Source organism: Novosphingobium sp. (genome assembly GCF_036803765.1).
In the GTDB taxonomy this organism is placed as follows: domain Bacteria; phylum Pseudomonadota; class Alphaproteobacteria; order Sphingomonadales; family Sphingomonadaceae; genus Novosphingobium.
This window is the reverse complement of record NZ_DAIRTS010000041.1, coordinates 1-19,531: the sequence shown is the minus strand read 5'-3', so window position 1 is coordinate 19,531 and position 19,531 is coordinate 1. Positions and strand designations below refer to the sequence as shown.

Below are 19,531 nucleotides of genomic sequence, written 5' to 3'. Positions count from 1 at the left end.
ATCGTCGCCCCCAGCCAGATTCTTCGCAAGCTCGCCTCTTACCCGCGCCAGAATGAGCTGGCCCTCGCATTGCGAGAGGTGGGCCGCATCGAGCGAACCCTGTTCATGATCGACTGGATTCTTGATGCCGGCCTCCAGCGCCAGGCTCAGATCGGCCTCAACAAGGGTGAGGCCCACCACGCCCTAAAGCGCGCCATCAGCTTCCACCGCCGAGGTGAAATCCGGGATCGATCCGGCGAAGGCCAGCACTATCGCATCGCCGGAATGAACCTGCTCGCCGCCATCATCATATTCTGGAACACCATGAAGCTCGGCGAGGTCGTCAATACCCGGGCCGCCAGCGGTACCCATATCGCGCCTGATCTACTCGCCCACGTCTCGCCGTTGGGATGGGAACACATCAATCTAACCGGGGAATATCGCTGGCCCAAATCCTTAGCGTAGGATTCCGCCCCCTCCCGCAAACGCCCCCATGAAAGGCGCAATTCTCCCTGACCCGATCGAGTTGGTGGCGCTCGATCCGGCACGCAACATCCGGCGGCGTTACAGCATTGTGGCTAGGTTCGACCTGTTCGGCATGATCGTGGTCGAAACCCGCTGGGGCCGGGTTGGGGCGCGTGGTCAGGCCCAGCACCATGCCTTCGACGATCATGCGGCGGCCGACCGTCATATCGCCGCGACCTTGCGCCGGCGCGGCACCGCCGAGAACCGGATCGGGGTGGTCTATAAGACTATGACACCCGCCAGCGGTTCGGCCGAGGCCGGCTAAGCCCGCTCGGCGGAGGATCCAAGGTTTCGGAGCCATCGAACGGGAATGTGACTAGCACCAGAGGGCCTTATCTCTGTCAAGCAGAAGGCATCGCCCCATCGTCGATCAAGCTCCAAAACCCGTACACCCTTCAGATCGGCGGGTGCGTCGGAGCCGTCACCGACCGGTTGGGCTGAAAGTGGTGGGCGGCTCGCCCTTCGACTGCTCCCTGACAAAGCGGGCGGCTGAGACGAGAAGCGGGGTGTCGAATGCGTGCCCATCCTCCTTTGCGTCGAGGCGGTCGCGGCAGGCACCTAGCCGCATCGCCAAGGCGCGGAGCGCTTCCAGGTGCGGGTTTGCGAGAGGAGGAAAACCGGCGTGCCCCAGGATCAGGCGGAGCAGCGCGGGGCGTCGATTGAGAGCAACGGGAGCACGGACCTTGTGCCTATTGGGGTCAGCTCACGAAACGGAAGAAATCGTACGCTAAGGTGCGCCACGGCTTTCGCCTAGCAGCAGTGCAAGGCTGCGCCTGCGAGGCATGACATGCAGGAGGGGGCGCTATCAACCCGATTCTGCCGTTCGATCCGTCAGAGGTGCAGTTGCAGGTGTCCGAGTGGAGCAGTCACCCGGACTGGCTCGTCAAGAACAGTAACACGGCAGAATCTGCCGTTCCCTGATGAAAATTACGCGGGCCGGCCTTCCTTGGCAACCCGACATGGACCTGTGTATTGCTGCAATGCCGTTATTGGAATGCTTCCGAACGCATTTCGCGAAGTTGTCGAAGACTAAACCGTCAAGCACCTCAATTGGCACCTTTGCACAAAGAATTTCACCGCTACATCCCCTGATAGATCGGCCCTTCCCCGCCCTGCGGCACGACCCAGTTGATGTTTTGCGTCGGGTCCTTGATGTCGCAGGTCTTGCAGTGCACGCAGTTCTGCGCGTTGATCTGCAGACGGGCGCTGTTGAGAGATGAGGATCCCGACTCGTCCCTCACGATCTCGTACACACCGGCCGGGCAGTAGCGCTGCTCGGGGGCGTCGTACTTCGCGAGGTTCACCGCAATCGGCACCGAGGCGTCCTTCAACAGCAGGTGGCAGGGCTGATCTTCCTCGTGGTTGGTGTTCGACAGGAACACCGAGGAGAGGCGGTCGAAGGTCAGCACGCCGTCGGGTTTCGGGTAGTCGATCTTCGGGCATTCCGACGCGAGCTTGAGCTTGTCGTGGTCGGCGCTGTTGTGCAGCGTCCACGGCGCCTTGCCTTTGAGCACCTTCTGGTCGATGCCGAAGAGCAGCGAGCCCATCCACAGGCCGCGCTTCATGTAGGGCTTGAAGTTGCGCGTCTTGTGCAGTTCCTCGTACAGCCAGCTCGAACGGAAGGCTTCCGGGAAGGCGGCGAGTTCGTCGCGGCTGCGCTCGGCGCCCACCGCCTCGAACGCGGCTTCCGCGGCGAGCATGCCGCTCTTGATCGCGGCGTGGCTGCCCTTGATGCGCGCGGCGTTGAGGAAGCCCGCGTCGTCGCCGATCAGCGCGCCGCCCGGGAACACCAGCTTGGGCTGGCTCTGCAGCCCGCCCGCAGCGATCGCGCGCGCCCCGTAGGCCAGGCGCTTGCCGCCCTCGAGATACTTGCGGATCTCCGGATGCGTCTTGTAGCGCTGGAATTCCTCGAACGGGGAGAGGTGCGGATTCGTGTAGTTGAGGCCCACGACGTAGCCGATCGCCACGAGCTTGTCCTCGAGGTGATAGACGAAGCCGCCGCCGTAGGTGTCCGAGGGCAGGGGCCAGCCGGTGGTGTGCACGACCACGCCCGGCTCATGACGCTCGGCGGGCACTTCCCACAGTTCCTTCAGGCCGATGCCGTAGGTCTGCGGGTCGACGCCGTTCCGGAGGTTGAACTTCGCTTCGAGTTGCTTGCCGAGGTGCCCGCGGCAGCCTTCGGCAAACAGCGTGTATTTCGCATGCAGCTCCATGCCCGGCTGGTAGGCGGGACCCCGCTCGCCTTCGCGTGTGACGCCCATGTCGCCGGTGGCGACCCCCTTCACGGCGCCCGTCTCGTCGAACAGGATCTCGGCGCCGGCAAACCCCGGATAGACCTCGACGCCCAGGGCTTCAGCCTGTTCGCCGAGCCACTTGGCGACGTTGCCCAGGCGCACGATGTAGTTGCCGTGGTTAAGGAAACAGTCCGGCAGCAGGCCGGTGGGCACCTTGCGCCCGCCCGTCTCGTTGAGGAAGATCACGCGATCCTCGGTCACTGCGGTGGTGACCGGCGCGCCCCGTTCCTTCCAGTCGGGGATCAGTTCGTTCAGTGCCCGCGGGTCCATCACCGCGCCCGAGAGGATGTGGGCGCCGATCTCGGCGGCCTTCTCGATCAGGCACACGGACAGTTCCGTGCCCTTCTCGGCGGCCAGCTGTTTCAAGCGGATCGCCGCGGCCAGCCCTGCGGGGCCGCCGCCGACGATCAGGACATCAAATTCCATCGATTCGCGTTGCATGGTCATTTCCTTGGGTCGAAATCACTGAGGCCCATGGGGGAAGGCAGTGCGCCGAATCCTCCAGCCGGGCCATAGGGCGAACAGGAACACGAGTCCGACTGCGATGAAGCTCTCGTCGAAGGCCCGGGTAGCCGCCTCAAGCGCCGTCATGGCTTCCTGTTGATGCGCTGCAAGGCGCCACTGCAGCAGCAGCGACAGCAGGCTGGTGCCGAAGGCACCGCCAAGCTGGCGCGCAAAATTCAGCGCGCCGGCGCCCTGCGCTATCTGGGTGAGCGGCAGTCCTTGCACGGCGCCCGCGTTGAGGGCAGGAATCATCATCGCGAGCCCCAAGCGACCGAGCGCGATCCACGCGGCAAGCATCCAAAACCCCGTATCCGCCGACGAATTTCCGAACAGGAAGAACGACAGCGCGAAGCACGCGAGCCCGGCGCACACGATGTAGTGCGGCGAATGCCGGTCGGTGAGCCGGCCGGCGAGCGGGATGCACAGCGCCAGCACGAGGCCACCGGGCAGCAGCAGCATGCCGGCCTCGAGCACCGAGAAACCCGAGATCGTCTGCACGAACAGCGGCATGAGGAAGGTCGAACCGTAGAGCCCCATGCCGTAGGCGAAACCGACCGCGGAGGCGGCGGCGAACGCCGGATTGCGGAACACGCGCGGGTCGAACATCGGGTTGCGGTGGCGCGCCTCCCACGCGATGAAGGCCGCACCGCAGACGAAGCTGCCCGCCGCAGCGAACGCGACCCCCGCCGGCGTCAGCCCCGCGCGCTGCGCATGGGCGAGGCCGCCCAGCACGAACAGCAGGAAGGAGCACAGCAGGAGGAAGCCCCACCCATCGAAGGCCGGGCGGCGTCCTGCCGCCGGCGCGAAGCGCGCGAGCTTCGCCGGGGCCAGCGCCAGTGCCGCGAGACACAGCGGCAGCGTGACGAAGAACACCGCGCGCCAGCCGAAGGCTTGGCCGAGGAGCCCGCCGAGGGCCGGACCGAGCGCCGGCGACAGCACCACGCCGAGTCCGTACGCGGCCATCGCGCTACCGCGCTCCTCGACCGGATAAGCCTCGAACAGCGCGATCATCGCCAGCGGCTGGATCACGCCGGCGACCGCACCCTGCGCGATGCGCGAAAGGATCAACGCGTCGATGGACGTGGCGTACCCGCCGATCAGCGACACGACGACGAAGATCGCCAGCGCGACGCAGTAGGTGCGGCGCAGCCCATAGGCCCGCACCCACCACGCGGCCGTCAGCATCGTCGCGGCCATCGCGGACAGGAAGCCGGTCGCTAGCCACTGCACGCGCCCCTGGTCGACGGCGAACTCGCGCATGATGTCGGGGAGGACGACGTTGAGGATGGTCGTCGCGAGCACGACCGACGTCGTCCCCAGCATGATCGTCAGCGCGACGGCCCGCCGCGCGACCTCGTTCGTCGCTCGAGCGCCGGAAGATTCCCCCGACAACACGGACTGTGCCGCCCTGAACCGGCGTCGCCGGCTCAGGCGAGCGTCCGTGCGAGCTGCGGCACGACCTCGAAGAGATCGCCGACGAGGCCGTAATCCGCCACCTGGAAGATCGGCGCTTCCGGATCCTTGTTGATCGCGACGATCACCTTGGAGTCCTTCATGCCGGCCAGGTGCTGGATCGCGCCCGAGATGCCGACCGCGATGTAGAGCTGCGGCGCGACGATCTTGCCGGTCTGGCCGACCTGATAGTCGTTGGGCACGTAGCCCGCGTCGACCGCGGCGCGCGACGCGCCCAGCGCGGCGCCCAGGGCGTCGGCGAGCGGCTCGAGCAGCTTGTGGTAGTTCTCGCTGTTACCCAGACCGCGGCCGCCCGAGACGATGATCTTGGCGGCACCGAGCTCGGGACGTGCGCTCTTGGTCAGATCGCGGCCCTTGACGGTCGTCAGACCCAGATCGGCATTGGCCGCGACGGCTTCCACCGTGGCCGAGCCGCCCTCAGGTGCCAACATCGCCGCCGCCTCGAAGGCGGTCGTACGCACGGTCATCACCTTCACGGCGTCGGCCGACTTCACGGTGGCCAGCGCGTTGCCGGCGTAGATCGGGCGCACGAAGGTGTCGGCCGATTCCACGGCGACGATGTCGGAGATCTGCGCGACGTCGAGCAGCGCGGCGACGCGCGGCGCGACGTTCTTGCCGTTGGCGGTGCTGGGGGCGAGGATGTGGGTGTAGCCTGCGGCCTCATTGGCCACCATTCCGACGACGAGCGCGGCGACGTTCTCGGCGGTCTGCGAGTCGTAGTGGGCGGCGTCCGCAACGCGCACCTTGGCGACGCCCGCGACCTTTGCCGCCTGCTCGGCAGCCGCACCGCAGTTGGCGCCGGCAACCAGCACGTGGACCTCAGTAGCCAGATCCGCGCCGAGCTTGGCCGCAGCCGAGACGGTGTTAAGGGTGGCGGCCTTCAGGCTCGCGTTGTCGTGTTCTGCAATAACCAGGATCGCCATGTTCAGATCACCTTCGCTTCGTTCTTGAGCTTGTCGACGAGTTGCGCGACGTCCGCGACGCGCACGCCGGCGCTGCGCTTGGGCGGCTCGGCCACTTTCAGCGTCGCCAGGCGCGGCGTGACATCGACACCGAGATCGGCCGGCTTGACGATGTCGAGCGGCTTCTTCTTCGCCTTCATGATGTTGGGCAGCGTCGCGTAGCGCGGCTCGTTCAGGCGCAGGTCGGTCGTCACCACGGCCGGCAGCTTCATCTCGAGGGTCTCGAGACCGCCGTCGATTTCGCGCATCACCGATGCAACGCCGTCAGCCAGCTGGACCTTGGACGCGAAGGTGGCCTGCGGCCAGCCCAGCAGCGCCGCCAGCATCTGGCCGGTCTGGTTCGAGTCGTCGTCGATCGCCTGCTTGCCGCAAATCACGACCGTCGGCTGCTCCTTGTCGCACAGTGCCTTGAGCAGCTTCGCCACGGCGAGCGGCTGCAGCTCGATCTCCGATTCAACCAGGATGCCGCGGTCGGCACCGATCGCCATCGCCGCGCGGATCGTCTCCTGGCAGGCCGCGACACCGCAGCTCACCGCCACAACCTCGGTCGCGATGCCGGCTTCCTTCAGCCGCACGGCTTCCTCGACGGCAATTTCGTCGAAGGGGTTCATCGACATCTTTACATTCGCGATATCGACGCCCGTGCCGTCCGCCTTGACGCGCACCTTGACGTTGTAATCGACCACGCGTTTGACGGGTACCAGGATCTTCATGCATTCACCTCATGTTTGTGGTTCATCGGGCGGCGCGCCGTCCGGATTCTCGCTGCCGCGGCGGTAGCGGTTGACCGCCTCGCCGTGGGCGATAGGGTGCCCCGCGGCGTCGGTCACCTCGGTCGTCGCGAAAAAGATGCTCCGGCCGCCGGTGCGCACGCGCCCGTGCGCCCGCAGCGTGCCGGCCGCGACCTGGCCGGTGAAGCTCGTGTTCAGCGACAAGGTCACCGCCTTGCGCACCCTGCCCGGCACGCCGGAGTACAGGCCGGCCAGCGCGCACGCGACGTCGATCAGGGTCGCGAGCACCCCGCCGTGCGCCGAGCCGGCGCGGTTCAGGTGCTGTGGCCCGAGCTCGACCTCGACGCGGCCCGGCTCCCAGTGCACGACGCGGCAGCCGAGCATGCGCGCGAAGCCCGAGCCGATCGCATCGTCAAAGAGGCCGGCGGCCGCAGCGCCGCTCTCAGCGTGCGAAGTAGAGCTCATGCAACTGCTCGAGGCTGACCTTCGACGCCGGTTGCGACAGCACCACCTTGCCGCTCTGCATTAGGTGCACATGGTCGGCCACCCCCACCGCCTTGTGCGTGTTCTGCTCGACCAGCACGATCGTGCGCCCCTCGGCCTTGAGCCGCGCGAGGATGTCGAACAGCTCGTTGACCACCACCGGCGCGAGGCCCAGCGAAGGTTCGTCGATGATCAGCAGCTTGGGGTCGGACATCAGCCCGCGCGCCATCGCCAGCATCTGCGCTTCGCCGCCCGAGAGCGTGCCGGCGAGTTGCGTGCGCCGTTCGTGCAGGCGCGGGAACATCGCATAGGCCTTGTCGCAGTTGGCCTGCGAGGCGGCCCGGTGCGCCTTGGGGAAGGCGCCGAGCATCAGGTTCTCCTCGATCGTCATGTCCTTGAAGATCATGCGGCCTTCGGGAATCATCGCCACCCCGCGTTCGAGCATGTGCCAGGTCGAGCTGCCATCGAGCGGCTGGCCGTTCAGCCGGATGCTGCCCTGGCTGAGCGGGACGAGGCCCATGATCGCGCGTAGCAGCGTGGTCTTGCCGGCGCCGTTGGGGCCGATGATGGTCGTCAGTTGCCCAGTCGGCACCGAGATGGAGAGGTCCCACAGAATGTTGATCGCGCCGTAGCCGGCGCGGACGTTGGCAATCTCAAGCATCGCTCGCCCCCGTGTAGCTCTTCATTACTTCCGGATCGCGGAAGACCTTGTCGGGCGTGCCGTCGGCGATCAGTTCGCCGAAGGCGCGGCACCGGCGTAGAGCGTGCCGAGCGTCACCGACGCCAGCCCATACACGTGCGAGATCGGCAGCACGCCATACACGCGGTCCGGCGGCAGGAGCCGGCGCATCCGGCTCGACACCGCGGCAATGAAAAGCAGGTTGCGATGCGTCAGCATCACGCCCTTCGGGTGGCCGGTCGTGCCGGTGGTGTAGATCAGCGCCGCCACCTGGCAGGCGCCGTCCGCCTCGACCGGCTCGGGCGTGCAGTGTTCGTTGAGCGCGCCGATCGCGATTTCGCCGAAGTGCGGCAGTGTGGTGCGCTCCGCTTCGTGGCGCGCCGCATGCGCGGCGGCGTCCGGCGACACGGCGACGGTGTAGAGCGCCCGGCGCGCACCGCTGTGCGCGCCGATCACGTCGATCTCGCGCGGCGACAGGCGGGCGTTGACGTTGACCACCCACGCGTCGCACTGTGAAGCGGCGAAGATCAGCGCGACCTGTGCGGCGCAGTTCTCGCCGACGATCATCACGCGATCGCCCGGGCGCACGTCGAGCCGGCGCAGCAGCGCCGCGCCTTCATCGACCGCCGTGGCGAGTTCACGCCAGGTCCACGCGACGTCGCCTTCGGACACGGCGACGGCCTCGGGCGTCGCCGCGGCCCAGCGGCGCGGGATCTCGTGCAGGCGCTGCGGCAGTGCAGCCAGCAGCGCATCGTCCTGCGCGTCCATCAGGCCTCCGCCGCCTTGATCATGTTGCGCGCGATCACGAGCTGCTGGATCTGCGTCGTGCCCTCGTAGATGCGGAACAGGCGCACGTCGCGGTAGAAGCGCTCGGCCGCGTACTCCGAGATGTAGCCGGCGCCGCCGTGGATCTGCACGCTGCGGTCGGCGACGCGGCCGCACATCTCGGAGGCGAAGAGCTTGCAGCACGACGCCTCGGTCGAGATATCCTCCTTGGCGTCGCGGCGGCGCGCGGCGTCGAGCACCATCGAGCGGGCCGCATAGATCTCGGCCTTGCTGTCGGCGAGCATCGCCTGGATCAGCTGGAATTCAGCGATCGGCTTGCCGAACTGCACGCGCTCCATCGCGTAGCGCAGCGCGTCCTCAAGCATGCGCTCGGCCGCGCCGACGCACACCGCGGCGATGTGGAGCCGCCCCTTGTCGAGCACCTTCATCGCGGTCTTGAAACCGACGCCTTCCTTGCCGCCGATCACGTTCGCGGCCGGCACGCGGCAGTTCTCGAAGATCACGTCGCAGGTGTGGGCGCCCTTCTGCCCCATCTTCTTGTCGATCTTGCCGAGCGACAGCCCCGGCGTGCCCGCCTCGACGATGAAGGCCGAAATGGCGCCCGCGCCCTTCATCTTGGGATCGGTACGCGCCATCACCGTGAAGATGCTGGCCTCCGGCGCGTTGGTGATGTAGCGCTTGGTGCCGTTGAGGACGTAGTAATCCCCGTCGCGCACGGCGGTCGTGCGCAGCGAGGCTGCATCCGAGCCCGAACCCGGTTCGGTCAGTGCGAACGATCCGATGATCTCCCCGGCGGCGAGCTTGGGCAGGTAGTGCTGCTTCTGTTCCTCGGTGCCGTCGATGACGATCCCTTGCGATCCGATGCCGTTGTTGGTGCCGATCAGCGAACGGAAGGCCGGCGAGGTCCTGGCGATTTCGAAGGCGACGAGCACCTCCTCTTCCATCGTCAGGTTCAGGCCGCCGTACTGCTCGGGGATCGAGAGCCCGAACAGGCCCAGCTCGCGCATCTCGGCAACGATATCGGCCGGAATCTCGTCGGTTTCGGCGACCAGGGGCTCGTTCGGCACCAGCCGCTCCCTGACGAAGCGGGAGACGCTGTCCAGCAGCAGGTTCAGGGTTTCGGGATCTCGAATCATGTCTTCCTCTATTGGGTGGGGGCGTTCACACCCGGCCCATGTCCCGCTCCAGCTTGCGCACAAGCTGGACGAGACGCGGACCGAGATCGTTTTCAAGTCTTTCGCGCGGCAGCAGGTAACCGGGGCCGCCGCAGTTGAAGGCCATAGCCTTTTCGCGCTCGATACCGAGCAGCGGCACGCCGACGGAATGGATGTCCTGATGCCATTCGCCGACCGACAGGCAGAAGCCGCGCTCGGCGTAGTCGCGCTGCGCCTGCTCGATGCCGAGCTTGATGCGCGGCCAGTTCTCCTCGTCGGCGAGGCGGATGTGGTCCAGCAGGTAATCGAACTCGTGCTGCGGCAGGCTGCACAGCAGCGCCTTACCCATCGCCGTGGTGGCGATCGGGATGCGCGAGCCGACGGTCAACTGCAGCGTCACGCGCGCGCTGCTGCGGCAGGTCTCGACGTACACCATGCTCAGGCGGTCGCGCACGCCGATCGACACCGACGCCTTCGAGTACTCCGCGAGCTCCTGCATCGCCGGGCGCGCGATGTCGCGCACGTCGAGGTTCGCGATCATCGAATAGCCGAGCGCGAGCACGCCCGACCCGAGCCGGTACTGGCCCTGGCTTTCCGAGTAAGCGAGATAGCCCAGCTTCGTCAGCGTGTGCGTCAGCCGCGACACGGTCGGCTTGGGAATCCCGGTGCGGCTCGCGAGCTCGGCGTTGGCGAGATAGGCCTCGCCCGGCCGGAAGCAGCGCAGGATCTCCAGCCCCCGCGCCAGCGCATTGACGAACTGACGGTCCTTGCTTTCCTCGTCGTCGCCGAACACCTGGATTTCATTGTCCATCGCCATTTCCTCTTGCCTCCACAACATCGATTCGGTTATCTGCCGCCGGTGAAGGCGACGCCATGGTTGCACACGAAAATCTCGCGAGTCAACATTTTTTCGAAACTGCCGTTCGCGCAGCGAAATTAACGCTTAAAACCTTAAAGCCCTTCTGACTTCCCTGAAATGCCTTACGCAGCAGCGTATTAAGCCTCTACTTTCCTCGGTGCGCGCACAGCTGCGCCGGTTTACATCGTCAGGATTCCGCGGTAACGTTCGCCTCACGCCATGCTTTGCGAACCGTAATTTCGCACAGCGAATCATTCGGCGATCACACAAAGGAGGAATGATGAGCGACGAAGTCCTGGTCGAACGCCCGCTGCCGGGCATTGCCGTGGTCCGGATCAACCGGCCCGACGCGCGCAACGCGCTGAACCTGCAGGTGCGCGCCATGCTCGCCGAACACTTCACCGAACTGGGCAGCGATCCGGACGTGCGTTGCATCGTGCTCACCGGCTCCAAGCGGATTTTCGCAGCCGGCGCAGATATCCGCGATCTCGCCGAGCGCAGCGCGGTCGAGATGATGCTGCGGAACACGCATCGCCTGTGGAACGCGATCGCGGCCTGCCCGAAACCGGTCGTCGCGGCGGTGAATGGCCTCGCGCTCGGCGGCGGCTGCGAACTCGCGATGCACGCAGACATCATCGTCGCCGGCGAAGGCGCCTCCTTCGGCCAGCCCGAAGTGCGCGTCGGCGTCATGCCGGGCGCGGGCGGCACGCAGCGCCTGACGCGCGCGGTCGGCAAGTTCCGCGCGATGAAGATGGTGCTCACCGGCCAACCCGTCGGCGCCCGCGAGGCGCTGGAGATGGGCCTCGCCAGCGAAGTCGTGCACGACGCCGAGGTGCAGACCCGCGCGCTCGCACTTGCGACCGAAATCGCCGCGTTGCCGCCGCTCGCCGTCATGCAGATCAAGGAAGTCGTGCTTGCCGGCCAGGACGCCTCGCTCGACGCCGCGCTGATGCTCGAACGCAAAGCCTTCCAGCTGCTCTTCGCCAGCCGCGACCAGAAGGAAGGCATGCGCGCCTTCCTCGACAAGCGCAAACCCGACTACCAGGGAGTCTGAACCATGCTCGACATCACCCGCACCGACCTCGTGCTCGGCATCGTCGGCACCGGCCTGATGGGCCGCGGCATCGCCCAGATCGCCGTGCAAGGCGGCATCCGCGTCGTACTGCACGATGCGCGCCCGGGCGCGGCCGGCGAGGCCCGCGATGCGATCGGCCAGACGCTCGCAACGCTCGCCGCGAAGGGCCGCATCGCCGCAGCGGACGCCGATGCGGCGACCGCGCGCATCGGCATCGCCGAATCGCTGAACGATCTCGCCGGCTGCCACGCCGTCGTAGAGGCTATCGTCGAGCAGCTTGACGCCAAGCGCGCGCTGTTTCGCCAGTTGGAGGACATCGTCAGCGAGACCTGCATCCTCGCGACCAACACCTCGTCGCTGTCGGTCACCGCGATCGCAGCGGGCTGCCGCCTGCCGGGGCGCGTCGGCGGCTTCCATTTCTTCAGCCCGGTGCCGCTGATGAAGATCGTCGAAGTCATCGACGGCGCGCTCAGCGAGCCCTGGGTCGGCGAGGCGCTGACCGCGCTCGCGCAGCGCATGGGCCACACGCCGGTGCGCGCGCAGGACACGCCAGGCTTCATCGTCAATCACGCCGGACGCGGCTTCGGCACCGAGGCGCTGCGCATCCTCGGCGAAGGCATCGCCGCCGTCCCCGACATCGACCGCATCCTGCGTGACGCGGCCGGCTTCCGCATGGGACCGTTCGAGTTGCTGGACCTCACCGGTCTCGATGTATCGCACCCGGTGATGGAGTCGATCTACGACCAGTATTACCAGGAACCGCGCTACCGCCCCTCGCCGATCACGCGCCAGCGGCTCGCCGCGGGGCTGCTCGGACGCAAGAGCGGGCGCGGCTTCTATGTGTACCGCGAGGGCAAGGCCGACATCCCGGCCGAGGACGCGCCGCCCGCGCGGACCGACATCCCGGTGTGGGTCAGCCGGCGCAACGCCGAGGCGGCGACACGCGTCACCGCGCTGCTCGAAAGCCTCGGTGCGCGGCTCGACCGCGCCGATACGCCCGGCACCGCGTCGCTGTGCCTCGTGCTGCCGCTCGGCGAGGATGCGACCACCGCCGCGCTCGCCGAAGGGCTCGATCCGGGGCGCACATTGGCGCTCGATCCGCTCGCCCTCGACGGCCGTCGCACGCTGATGCGCACGCCGCTGACGCAGCGCGAGATGCGCGACGCCGCCCGGGCGCTCCTCGCCGCCGACGGCACGCCCGTCACGGTGATCAACGACAGCCCCGGCTTCGTCGTGCAGCGCGTGCTGGCGACGATCGTGAACATCGGCTGCGACATCGCCCAGCAGCGCATCGCAACGCCGACCGACATCGACCGCGCCGTCACGCTCGGCCTCGGCTACCCGAAGGGGCCGCTCGCGCTCGGCGATGCGCTCGGCGCGCGCACGGTGCTCGCGATCCTCGACGCGATGCACGACTTCTACCGCGACCCGCGCTACCGCCCCAGCCCCTGGCTCGTCCGCCGCGCCCGCCTCGGCGTCTCGCTGCTGACCCCCGAAAACTGATCCCCAAACCGCCCCCATCCCACAAGAGGACTCACCATGCTCGACGCCTACATCTACGACGGCCTGCGCTCGCCCTTCGGCCGCCACGCCGGAAAACTCGCCGCCGTGCGCCCGGACGACCTCATCGCGACGGTGATGCGCGAACTCGTCGCCCGCTCGCCCTTCCGCCCCGAGCAGATCGAGGACGTGATCCTCGGCTGCACCTCGCAAGCCGGTGAGGACAGCCGCAACGTCGCCCGCAACGCGCTGCTCGCCGCCGGCCTGCCGCCGACCGTGCCGGGCCAGACCGTCAACCGCCTGTGCGCGAGCGGCCTCGCCGCGGTGCTCGACAGCGCCCGTGCGGTGACCTGCGGCGAAGGCGAGCTGTATCTCGCCGGCGGGGTCGAGAGCATGAGCCGCGCGCCCTTCGTCGTGGCCAAGCCCGAAGCCGCCTACAGCCGCGATTTCAAAGTCTACGATTCGACAATCGGCGCCCGCTTCCCGAACCCCAAGGTCACCGAGCAATACGGCGGCGACACGATGCCCGAGACAGGCGACAACGTCGCAGCGCAATTTGGCATCAGCCGCGAGGATTCCGACCGCTTCGCCGCGGCGTCGCAGGCGAAGTACGCCGCCGCGAAAGCCACCGGTTTCTTCGAAGGCGAGATCCTGCCGATCAGCGTACCGACGGGGCGCAAGACCCCGCCGCTGATCGTCGCCGAAGACGAGCACCCCCGCCCCGACACGACGTACGACACCCTCACGAAGCTGAAGCCGCTGTTCGAAGGCGGCGTCGTCACTGCTGGCAATGCCTCGGGCCTCAACGACGGCGCCGCGGCCGTGCTGATCGGCAGCGCCGCGGTCGGCGAGCGCGCCGGTGCGAAGCCGATCGCGCGCATCCTCGCCGGCGCCGCGTCGGGCGTCGAGCCGCGCATCATGGGCGTCGGCCCGGCGTATGCAATCCCGAAGGCGCTCGAACGCGCGGGCCTGACGCTCGCGGACATGGACATCATCGAGATCAACGAGGCCTTCGCGCCACAGGTGCTCGGCTGCCTCAAGCTGATGGACGTCGGATTCGACGATCCGCGTGTCAATCCCAACGGCGGCGCGATCGCGATCGGCCACCCGCTCGGCGCGTCCGGCGCACGGCTCGCGTGGAGCGTCGCGCGTCAGCTGCAGCGTACCAACGGCCGCTACGCCGCGATCAGCCTGTGCATCGGCGTCGGCCAGGGCCTCGCCATCATCATCGAACGCGTGTAACCAACGGAGACCATGATGAAGACAGCGATGGAGACAGTGCTAGCCAAGGGCGCCCTGTCCCACATCCGCGTCCTCGACCTGTCGCGCGTGCTGGCCGGTCCGTGGGCCGGCCAGATCCTCGCCGACCTGGGAGCCGAGGTCATCAAGGTCGAACGCCCCGGCAGCGGCGACGACACGCGCGGCTGGGGGCCTCCCTATCTGAAGGACCGCGACGGCAACGATACGCACGAGGCGGCGTACTATCTCGCCGCCAACCGCGGCAAGAAATCGGTCACGATCGACATCACCGACCCGGACGGCCAGGAACTCGTGCGCGCGCTGGCCGCCGACGCCGATATCGTCATCGAAAACTACAAGGTCGGCGCGCTCGCGCGCTACCGCCTCGGCTACGAGGACGTCCGCGCGATCAACCCGCGCGTCATCTACTGCTCGATCACCGGCTTCGGCCAGGACGGCCCGCTCGCGCCGTTGCCCGGCTACGACTTCATCATCCAGGCGTTGGGCGGGCTGATGAGCATCACCGGCGAACGCGACGACCTGCCCGGCGGCGGGCCGCAGAAGGTCGGCATCGCCTTCGCCGACCTGATGACCGGCATGTATTCGGCGGTCGCGATGCTCGCCGCGCTCGCCCACCGCGACGTCAGCGGCACCGGCCAGCACATCGACATGGCGCTGCTCGACGTGCAGGTCGCAAGCATCGCCAACATGAACATGAACTACCTGACGAGCGGCCGCGTGCCCGTGCGCCACGGCAACGCCCATGCGAACATCGTGCCCTACCAGGTGTTCGCCGCCCGAGACCGGGCCTTCGTGCTCGCCGTCGGCAACGACGGACAGTTCGCCAAGCTATGCAACGTCGCCGGCCACCCCGAATTCGCGCTCGACGAGCGTTTCGCGACCAATGCCAGCCGCGTGCGCAACCGCGAAACGCTGATCCCGCTGCTCGAAGCGGTTTTCCGAGAGCGCGACGCGCAGGAGTGGATCACGCCGCTCGAACGCGCCGGCGTGCCCTGCGGCCCGATCAACGACATCGCCCAGGCGCTGGACCATCCCCAGGTCAAACACCGCGGCATGCGCATCGACCTGCCCCACCCGCAAGCCGGCAGCGTGCCGCTGGTCGCGAGTCCGATGAAATTCTCCGAGACGCCGGTCACCTACCGCCAGGCGCCGCCGCTCCTCGGCGAGCACACGCGCGAAATCCTCGTGCGACGCCTGGGCCGCAATTCGGCCGAGATCGACGCGCTGGCCCAACGAGGGGTGATCTGATGACGACTGCTCCCCCCTCGGACGCACGCCTGATCGTCGAACGGCGCGACGACGTCCTGCTGCTGACCCTCAGCAACCCGTCGATGCGCAACGCCCTGCATCCCGACATCTACGCGACCGGCACGACGGCGCTCCTGGCCGCGTCCGACGACCCGACGCTCGGCGCCGTCGTGCTCACCGGCGCCGGCGAACACTTCTGCGCCGGCGGCAACCTGAACCGCCTCGCCGCGAACCGCAGCCGGCCCCCCGCGCAGCAGCGCGACAGCATCGAGCGCTTTCACCGCTGGGTTCTCGCGCTGCGGCGCTGCCCGCTACCGGTCATCGCTGCGGTCGAGGGAAACGCGGCCGGCGCCGGCTTTTCGCTCGCGCTCGCCTGCGACCTCATCGTCGCCGCCGAAAGCGCCCAGTTCACGATGGCCTACGTGAAAGTCGGCCTCAGCCCGGACGGCGGCGGATCGGCGTTCGCCGGGCGCCTGCTGCCGCGTCAGCTCGCCGCCGAACTGCTGCTCACCGGCGCGCCCGTCAACAGCCGGCGCCTGCACGCGCTCGGCGTCGTTAACCGCATCGCCGCGGACGGCACCGCGCTCGACGAAGCCCTCGCCCTCGCGCAGTCGCTCGCGCGCGGACCGCGGGCCGCACACGGTCGCATCAAGGGCCTGCTCGACGCGGCCGGGCTTCACCCGCTCGAGCGCCAGCTCGACCTCGAGGCCGACAACTTCGTCGACAGCCTCTTCGGCCCGGAAGCGGCCGAAGGCATAGGCGCCTTCCATGCCAAGCGTCCCCCCGATTTTCCCCGGAGCACTTCGTGACAGGCGCCTTCCATACCCGCATAACCGATCTCTTCGGCATCCGCCTGCCCGTCGTCGCGAGCGGCCTGCAATGGCTGTCGACCGCCGACTACGTCGCGGCGGCGGCCCACGCCGGCATCATCGGCTTCATCACCGCGGCGAGCTTCCCTGAACTCGACGACCTGCGCGCCGAGATCCGGCGCTGCCGCGAACTGACCGACGGCAAGCCCTTCGGCGTCAACATCTCGATGCTGCCCAAGCTCGCGAAGGGCGACCGCGTCGATGCCGTCGTCGACCTTGTGTGCGCGGAAGGCGTGCGCTTCGTCGAGACTGCCGGACGCAATCCGGAACCCTATCTGCCCCGCCTCCACGCGGCCGGCATCAAGGTGCTGCACAAGGTGCCCACCGTGCGCCACGCCCGCTCCGCGCAGACGGCGGGCGTCGATGCGATCACCGTCGTCGGCGCCGAATGCGGCGGTCACCCCGGCACCGAGCTGATCGGCACGATGGTCCAGGCCGCGCTCGCCGCGCGCGACATCACGATCCCCTTGATCGCCGCGGGCGGCATCGCGACCGGCGCCCAGCTCGTCGCCGCACTGGCGCTCGGTGCCGACGGCGTCGCGATCGGCACACGCTTCCTCGTCGCCGAGGAAATCCGGGCCCACTCGGACTACAAGGCTCGCCTCGTCGCAGCACAGGAAACCGACACGACGCTCGTCATGTCCTCACTGCGCAACACCGTGCGCGCCCTGCGCAACGAGACGACCGAGACGGTGCAGAAGATCGAGCGCGAACTCGGCGGCGACCTCGAAGCGCTGATGCCCCACATCGCCGGCCGGGTCGGACGCCGCGCCTATGAAACCGGCGACGCCCGCTTTGGTGTCCTGTCAGTGGGCCAGTCCGTGGCCTTCGCCGATCGCGTCGAGCCCCTGGCCACGATCGTAAAGCGCCTTGAGGAAGAGGCATGCACGGCGATGACACGAATCGCTTCCCTGACCCCCGTCTCGAGCGCTACTAGATTCGGCTGATAATCCGCTAACAGGGTGGAGCGGCCCCTCGGATGTCAGGTCTGGAGACTAGGTGATCGACGGGTTGTGTTCAGCTTTGTTCGACGCCTGCCCCTTCCCCGTGCCGATGAAGGTCCGACCCGTGCCTGTGGGCAGGCGTTGGACAAAGCCCGGGGGAGGAAACCGCGAAACGAGGCGAGGCCGTTCAGTCGGGGCGCAGCGCTATGGGCATTCTAGCGTCGCCCGACCGCGCAGGTACGCGATCTGCATGGTGCTGCGTCAGGCGCCGCATCTTGCGTGAAGCCGTCGCCCGCCCTCGATGGCGCGGGCGAGGTCCGCGCAGCGCGGGTTTTGATGCGAATGCCAGTGGCGGGCGCAGCGGGTCTCGACCACCCCGTTCGGAAGGGGGCTGGCGGAAGGCTGCGGGCGTGGAAGCGATGCCCGGTCATGAGGTCGCCCCACGGAGTGGCGGTGCGCGGATCGTCGCACCGCGAGCAAAGGTCTCGATGACGCGCATCACCGATCCACAGCAGCGGCACACGAAGCCGGTGGTGGACGTGGTCGGCAGTGCGGCGGCTTCAGGCGCCGAGGCGAGAGTGCGTGGCTCGTCTGGAGGCGTCGCACCAAGCAGTTCGCGCGCATGCGCCAGGTGCTGCCGCCGTCCTGCGTTGGCGAGCAATCCGTAGTGCCGGATGCGATGGAAGCCGCATGGCAGCACGTGCAGCAGGAAGCGGCGCATGAACTCCTCGGCGGTGAGCGTCATTGTCTTGTGGCGGGTGCGCCCCTTGGCGCGGTAGTCCTTCCAGCGGAAGGAGACGCTGCCGGCGTCGAGCGACACCAGGCGACGGTTCGAGATCGCCACCCGATGGGTGTAGCGCGACAGGTAGGCGAGCACCGCCTCGGGGCCGGCAAAGGGCCGCTTGGCATAGACGACCCATTCGCTCGTGCGCAGCGGCGCGAGCCAGCGCAGGAACGCGGCCGTCTGTGCCAGCTGGGCGAACTCGCCGAAGAAGCGCAGCGCCCCGGCGTGATGCGCCTTTGCCAACTCTTCCAGGAAACGCCGCCGGAACAGGTGCGAGAGCACGCGGACCGGCAGGAAGAAGCCGCGCCGGCAGGCAACCCAGCGCTGCCCATCGGGCGACAGGCCGCCCCCGGGGACGATGCCGTGCACGTGCGGGTGGTGTGTCATCGCCGAGCCCCACGTGTGCAGCACGAGCGTGGCGCCGATCGTCGCGCCGAGGTGCTTCGGATCGGCAGCGATGGTGAGCAGCGTCTCGGCGGCGACCTCGAACAACAACCGATAGACGAGCGCCTTGTTGGTGTAGGCGAAGGCGCTGATCGGCGCCGGCAGCGTGAAGACCACGTGGTAATACTCGACCGGGAGAAGGTCGGCCTGCCGGGCCTCGAGCCAACGCTGGGCAGCCCGCGCCTGACACTTCGGGCAGTGCCGGTTGCGGCACGAGTTGTAGCTGATGTCGATCTGCTCGCAGGCCTCACAGCGCAGCACATGCCCGCCCAGCGCCGCAGTGCGGCACTGTTCGATGGCCGACATGACCTTCAACTGCCCGAGGCTCAGGTGACCGTGCTGGGTGAGGCGCCACGCCGGCCCGAAGGCGCGGAAGATGTCCGCGACCTCCAGTGCGGGGCGAGCCACGATGCGCCTACGCCGACTGCAAGGTCTCCAGCGGACTGACGACTTCGCGTAGCAGGTCGGTGGCGACCTGGGTGTAGATCACCGTGGTGTCGAGTTTCTTGTGGCCGAGCAGCGCCTGGATGATGCGGATGTCGACCTTCTGTTCGAGCAGGTGGGTCGCGAAGCAGTGGCGAAGCGTGTGCATCGACACCCGCTTGTCAATGCCGGCCGCCAGGGCGGCGGCCTGAACAGCGCGATTGAGCTGACGAGGGCTCAGCGACTCGATCGGGTCGAGGCCCGGGAACAACCAGCCACCATCGAGCATCTTGCCCTGCGCCCGTGCGACCCGCCACCACACACGCAACCGCTCCAGCAGCAGGGGCGAGAGCATCGCGTAGCGATCCTTGCGCCCCTTGCCTTGTTCGACCCGCAGGGTCATGCGCGCGCTGTCGACGTCGCTGACCTTGAGCGAGACCACTTCGCTCGCTCGCAGTCCGGTCGCGTAGGCGAGCGACAGTGCCGTCTGGTGCTTGAGATGGCTCTGTTGCAAAAATCGTGAAGCTTGAGCATGCTTGGCGGAGATTGGACGGA

General features: G+C 67.8%; 20 protein-coding genes. 8 read left to right on the top strand and 12 right to left on the bottom strand.

From position 1 onward, the window contains the following. Positions 1-444, top strand: a 444-nt coding sequence (locus V7Q48_RS17480) for a Tn3 family transposase (RefSeq protein WP_333840378.1), incomplete at its 5' end; no start/stop codon positions are given. A 64-nt stretch (positions 445-508) separates the two neighbouring features. Next, complete coding sequence (locus V7Q48_RS17475) at positions 509-769, top strand: WGR domain-containing protein (RefSeq protein WP_333840376.1); 261 nt, start codon at positions 509-511, stop codon at positions 767-769. 814 nt (positions 770-1,583) lie between these two features. On the opposite strand, the gene V7Q48_RS17470 is transcribed toward V7Q48_RS17475, so the two are convergent. From V7Q48_RS17470 to V7Q48_RS17430, 10 genes are read right to left on the bottom strand one after another with little or no spacing between them, the layout of a single operon-like run. Then, positions 1,584-3,239, bottom strand: a complete 1,656-nt coding sequence (locus V7Q48_RS17470) for an electron transfer flavoprotein-ubiquinone oxidoreductase (protein WP_438823040.1) — start codon at positions 3,237-3,239, stop codon at positions 1,584-1,586. A 21-nt stretch (positions 3,240-3,260) separates the two neighbouring features. Next, positions 3,261-4,697: a DHA2 family efflux MFS transporter permease subunit gene (locus V7Q48_RS17465; RefSeq protein ID WP_333840373.1), complete on the bottom strand. Its 1,437-nt coding sequence runs from the start codon at positions 4,695-4,697 to the stop codon at positions 3,261-3,263. A gap of 32 nt (positions 4,698-4,729) precedes the next feature. Then, complete coding sequence (locus V7Q48_RS17460; protein ID WP_277280545.1) at positions 4,730-5,698, bottom strand: electron transfer flavoprotein subunit alpha/FixB family protein; 969 nt, start codon at positions 5,696-5,698, stop codon at positions 4,730-4,732. A gap of 2 nt (positions 5,699-5,700) precedes the next feature. Beyond that, positions 5,701-6,450 carry an electron transfer flavoprotein subunit beta/FixA family protein gene (locus V7Q48_RS17455; RefSeq protein ID WP_277280546.1) on the bottom strand — a complete coding sequence of 250 codons (750 nt, stop codon included), beginning with the start codon at positions 6,448-6,450 and terminating at the stop codon, positions 5,701-5,703. Positions 6,451-6,459: 9 nt separating this feature from the next. After that, complete coding sequence (locus V7Q48_RS17450) at positions 6,460-6,933, bottom strand: PaaI family thioesterase (protein ID WP_333840369.1); 474 nt, start codon at positions 6,931-6,933, stop codon at positions 6,460-6,462. Further along, complete coding sequence (locus tag V7Q48_RS17445; RefSeq protein WP_277280548.1) at positions 6,911-7,612, bottom strand: ABC transporter ATP-binding protein; 702 nt, start codon at positions 7,610-7,612, stop codon at positions 6,911-6,913. The genes V7Q48_RS17450 and V7Q48_RS17445 overlap by 23 nt, the downstream gene beginning before the upstream one ends. Continuing rightward, positions 7,605-7,682 (bottom strand): hypothetical protein, encoded by a 78-nt coding sequence (locus V7Q48_RS18305; RefSeq protein WP_442947158.1) that lies wholly within the window; start codon positions 7,680-7,682, stop codon positions 7,605-7,607. Before V7Q48_RS18305 ends, V7Q48_RS17445 begins: the two co-directional genes overlap by 8 nt. After that, positions 7,682-8,398, bottom strand: a complete 717-nt coding sequence (locus tag V7Q48_RS17440; RefSeq protein ID WP_277280549.1) for an AMP-binding protein — start codon at positions 8,396-8,398, stop codon at positions 7,682-7,684. Before V7Q48_RS17440 ends, V7Q48_RS18305 begins: the two co-directional genes overlap by 1 nt. Continuing rightward, on the bottom strand, positions 8,398-9,552 hold the full coding sequence (locus tag V7Q48_RS17435; RefSeq protein ID WP_277280550.1) for an acyl-CoA dehydrogenase family protein: 1,155 nt from the start codon (positions 9,550-9,552) through the stop codon (positions 8,398-8,400). Before V7Q48_RS17435 ends, V7Q48_RS17440 begins: the two co-directional genes overlap by 1 nt. A gap of 25 nt (positions 9,553-9,577) precedes the next feature. Beyond that, positions 9,578-10,381, bottom strand: coding sequence for an IclR family transcriptional regulator (locus V7Q48_RS17430; RefSeq protein ID WP_277280551.1), 804 nt, complete (start codon positions 10,379-10,381; stop codon positions 9,578-9,580). Positions 10,382-10,709: 328 nt separating this feature from the next. Here V7Q48_RS17430 and V7Q48_RS17425 point away from each other — a divergent pair, with 328 nt between their 5' ends. From V7Q48_RS17425 to V7Q48_RS17400, 6 genes are read left to right on the top strand one after another with little or no spacing between them, the layout of a single operon-like run. Continuing rightward, positions 10,710-11,483 carry an enoyl-CoA hydratase gene (locus V7Q48_RS17425; RefSeq protein WP_333840362.1) on the top strand — a complete coding sequence of 258 codons (774 nt, stop codon included), beginning with the start codon at positions 10,710-10,712 and terminating at the stop codon, positions 11,481-11,483. 3 nt (positions 11,484-11,486) lie between these two features. Continuing rightward, positions 11,487-13,007: a 3-hydroxyacyl-CoA dehydrogenase gene (locus V7Q48_RS17420; protein WP_277280553.1), complete on the top strand. Its 1,521-nt coding sequence runs from the start codon at positions 11,487-11,489 to the stop codon at positions 13,005-13,007. A gap of 36 nt (positions 13,008-13,043) precedes the next feature. Further along, positions 13,044-14,246 (top strand): 3-oxoadipyl-CoA thiolase, encoded by a 1,203-nt coding sequence (locus tag V7Q48_RS17415; protein WP_277280554.1) that lies wholly within the window; start codon positions 13,044-13,046, stop codon positions 14,244-14,246. A gap of 12 nt (positions 14,247-14,258) precedes the next feature. After that, positions 14,259-15,512, top strand: a complete 1,254-nt coding sequence (locus tag V7Q48_RS17410; protein ID WP_333840359.1) for a CaiB/BaiF CoA transferase family protein — start codon at positions 14,259-14,261, stop codon at positions 15,510-15,512. After that, positions 15,512-16,321 carry an oxepin-CoA hydrolase, alternative type gene (locus tag V7Q48_RS17405; protein ID WP_277280556.1) on the top strand — a complete coding sequence of 270 codons (810 nt, stop codon included), beginning with the start codon at positions 15,512-15,514 and terminating at the stop codon, positions 16,319-16,321. Before V7Q48_RS17410 ends, V7Q48_RS17405 begins: the two co-directional genes overlap by 1 nt. Further along, positions 16,318-17,328: an NAD(P)H-dependent flavin oxidoreductase gene (locus tag V7Q48_RS17400; protein WP_277280557.1), complete on the top strand. Its 1,011-nt coding sequence runs from the start codon at positions 16,318-16,320 to the stop codon at positions 17,326-17,328. Before V7Q48_RS17405 ends, V7Q48_RS17400 begins: the two co-directional genes overlap by 4 nt. 424 nt (positions 17,329-17,752) lie before the next feature. On the opposite strand, the gene V7Q48_RS17395 is transcribed toward V7Q48_RS17400, so the two are convergent. Next, positions 17,753-18,961 (bottom strand): IS91 family transposase, encoded by a 1,209-nt coding sequence (locus tag V7Q48_RS17395; RefSeq protein WP_277280558.1) that lies wholly within the window; start codon positions 18,959-18,961, stop codon positions 17,753-17,755. 7 nt (positions 18,962-18,968) lie between these two features. Next, positions 18,969-19,531: tyrosine-type recombinase/integrase (locus V7Q48_RS17390; protein ID WP_333840354.1), on the bottom strand; the 563-nt coding region annotated here is incomplete at its 5' end.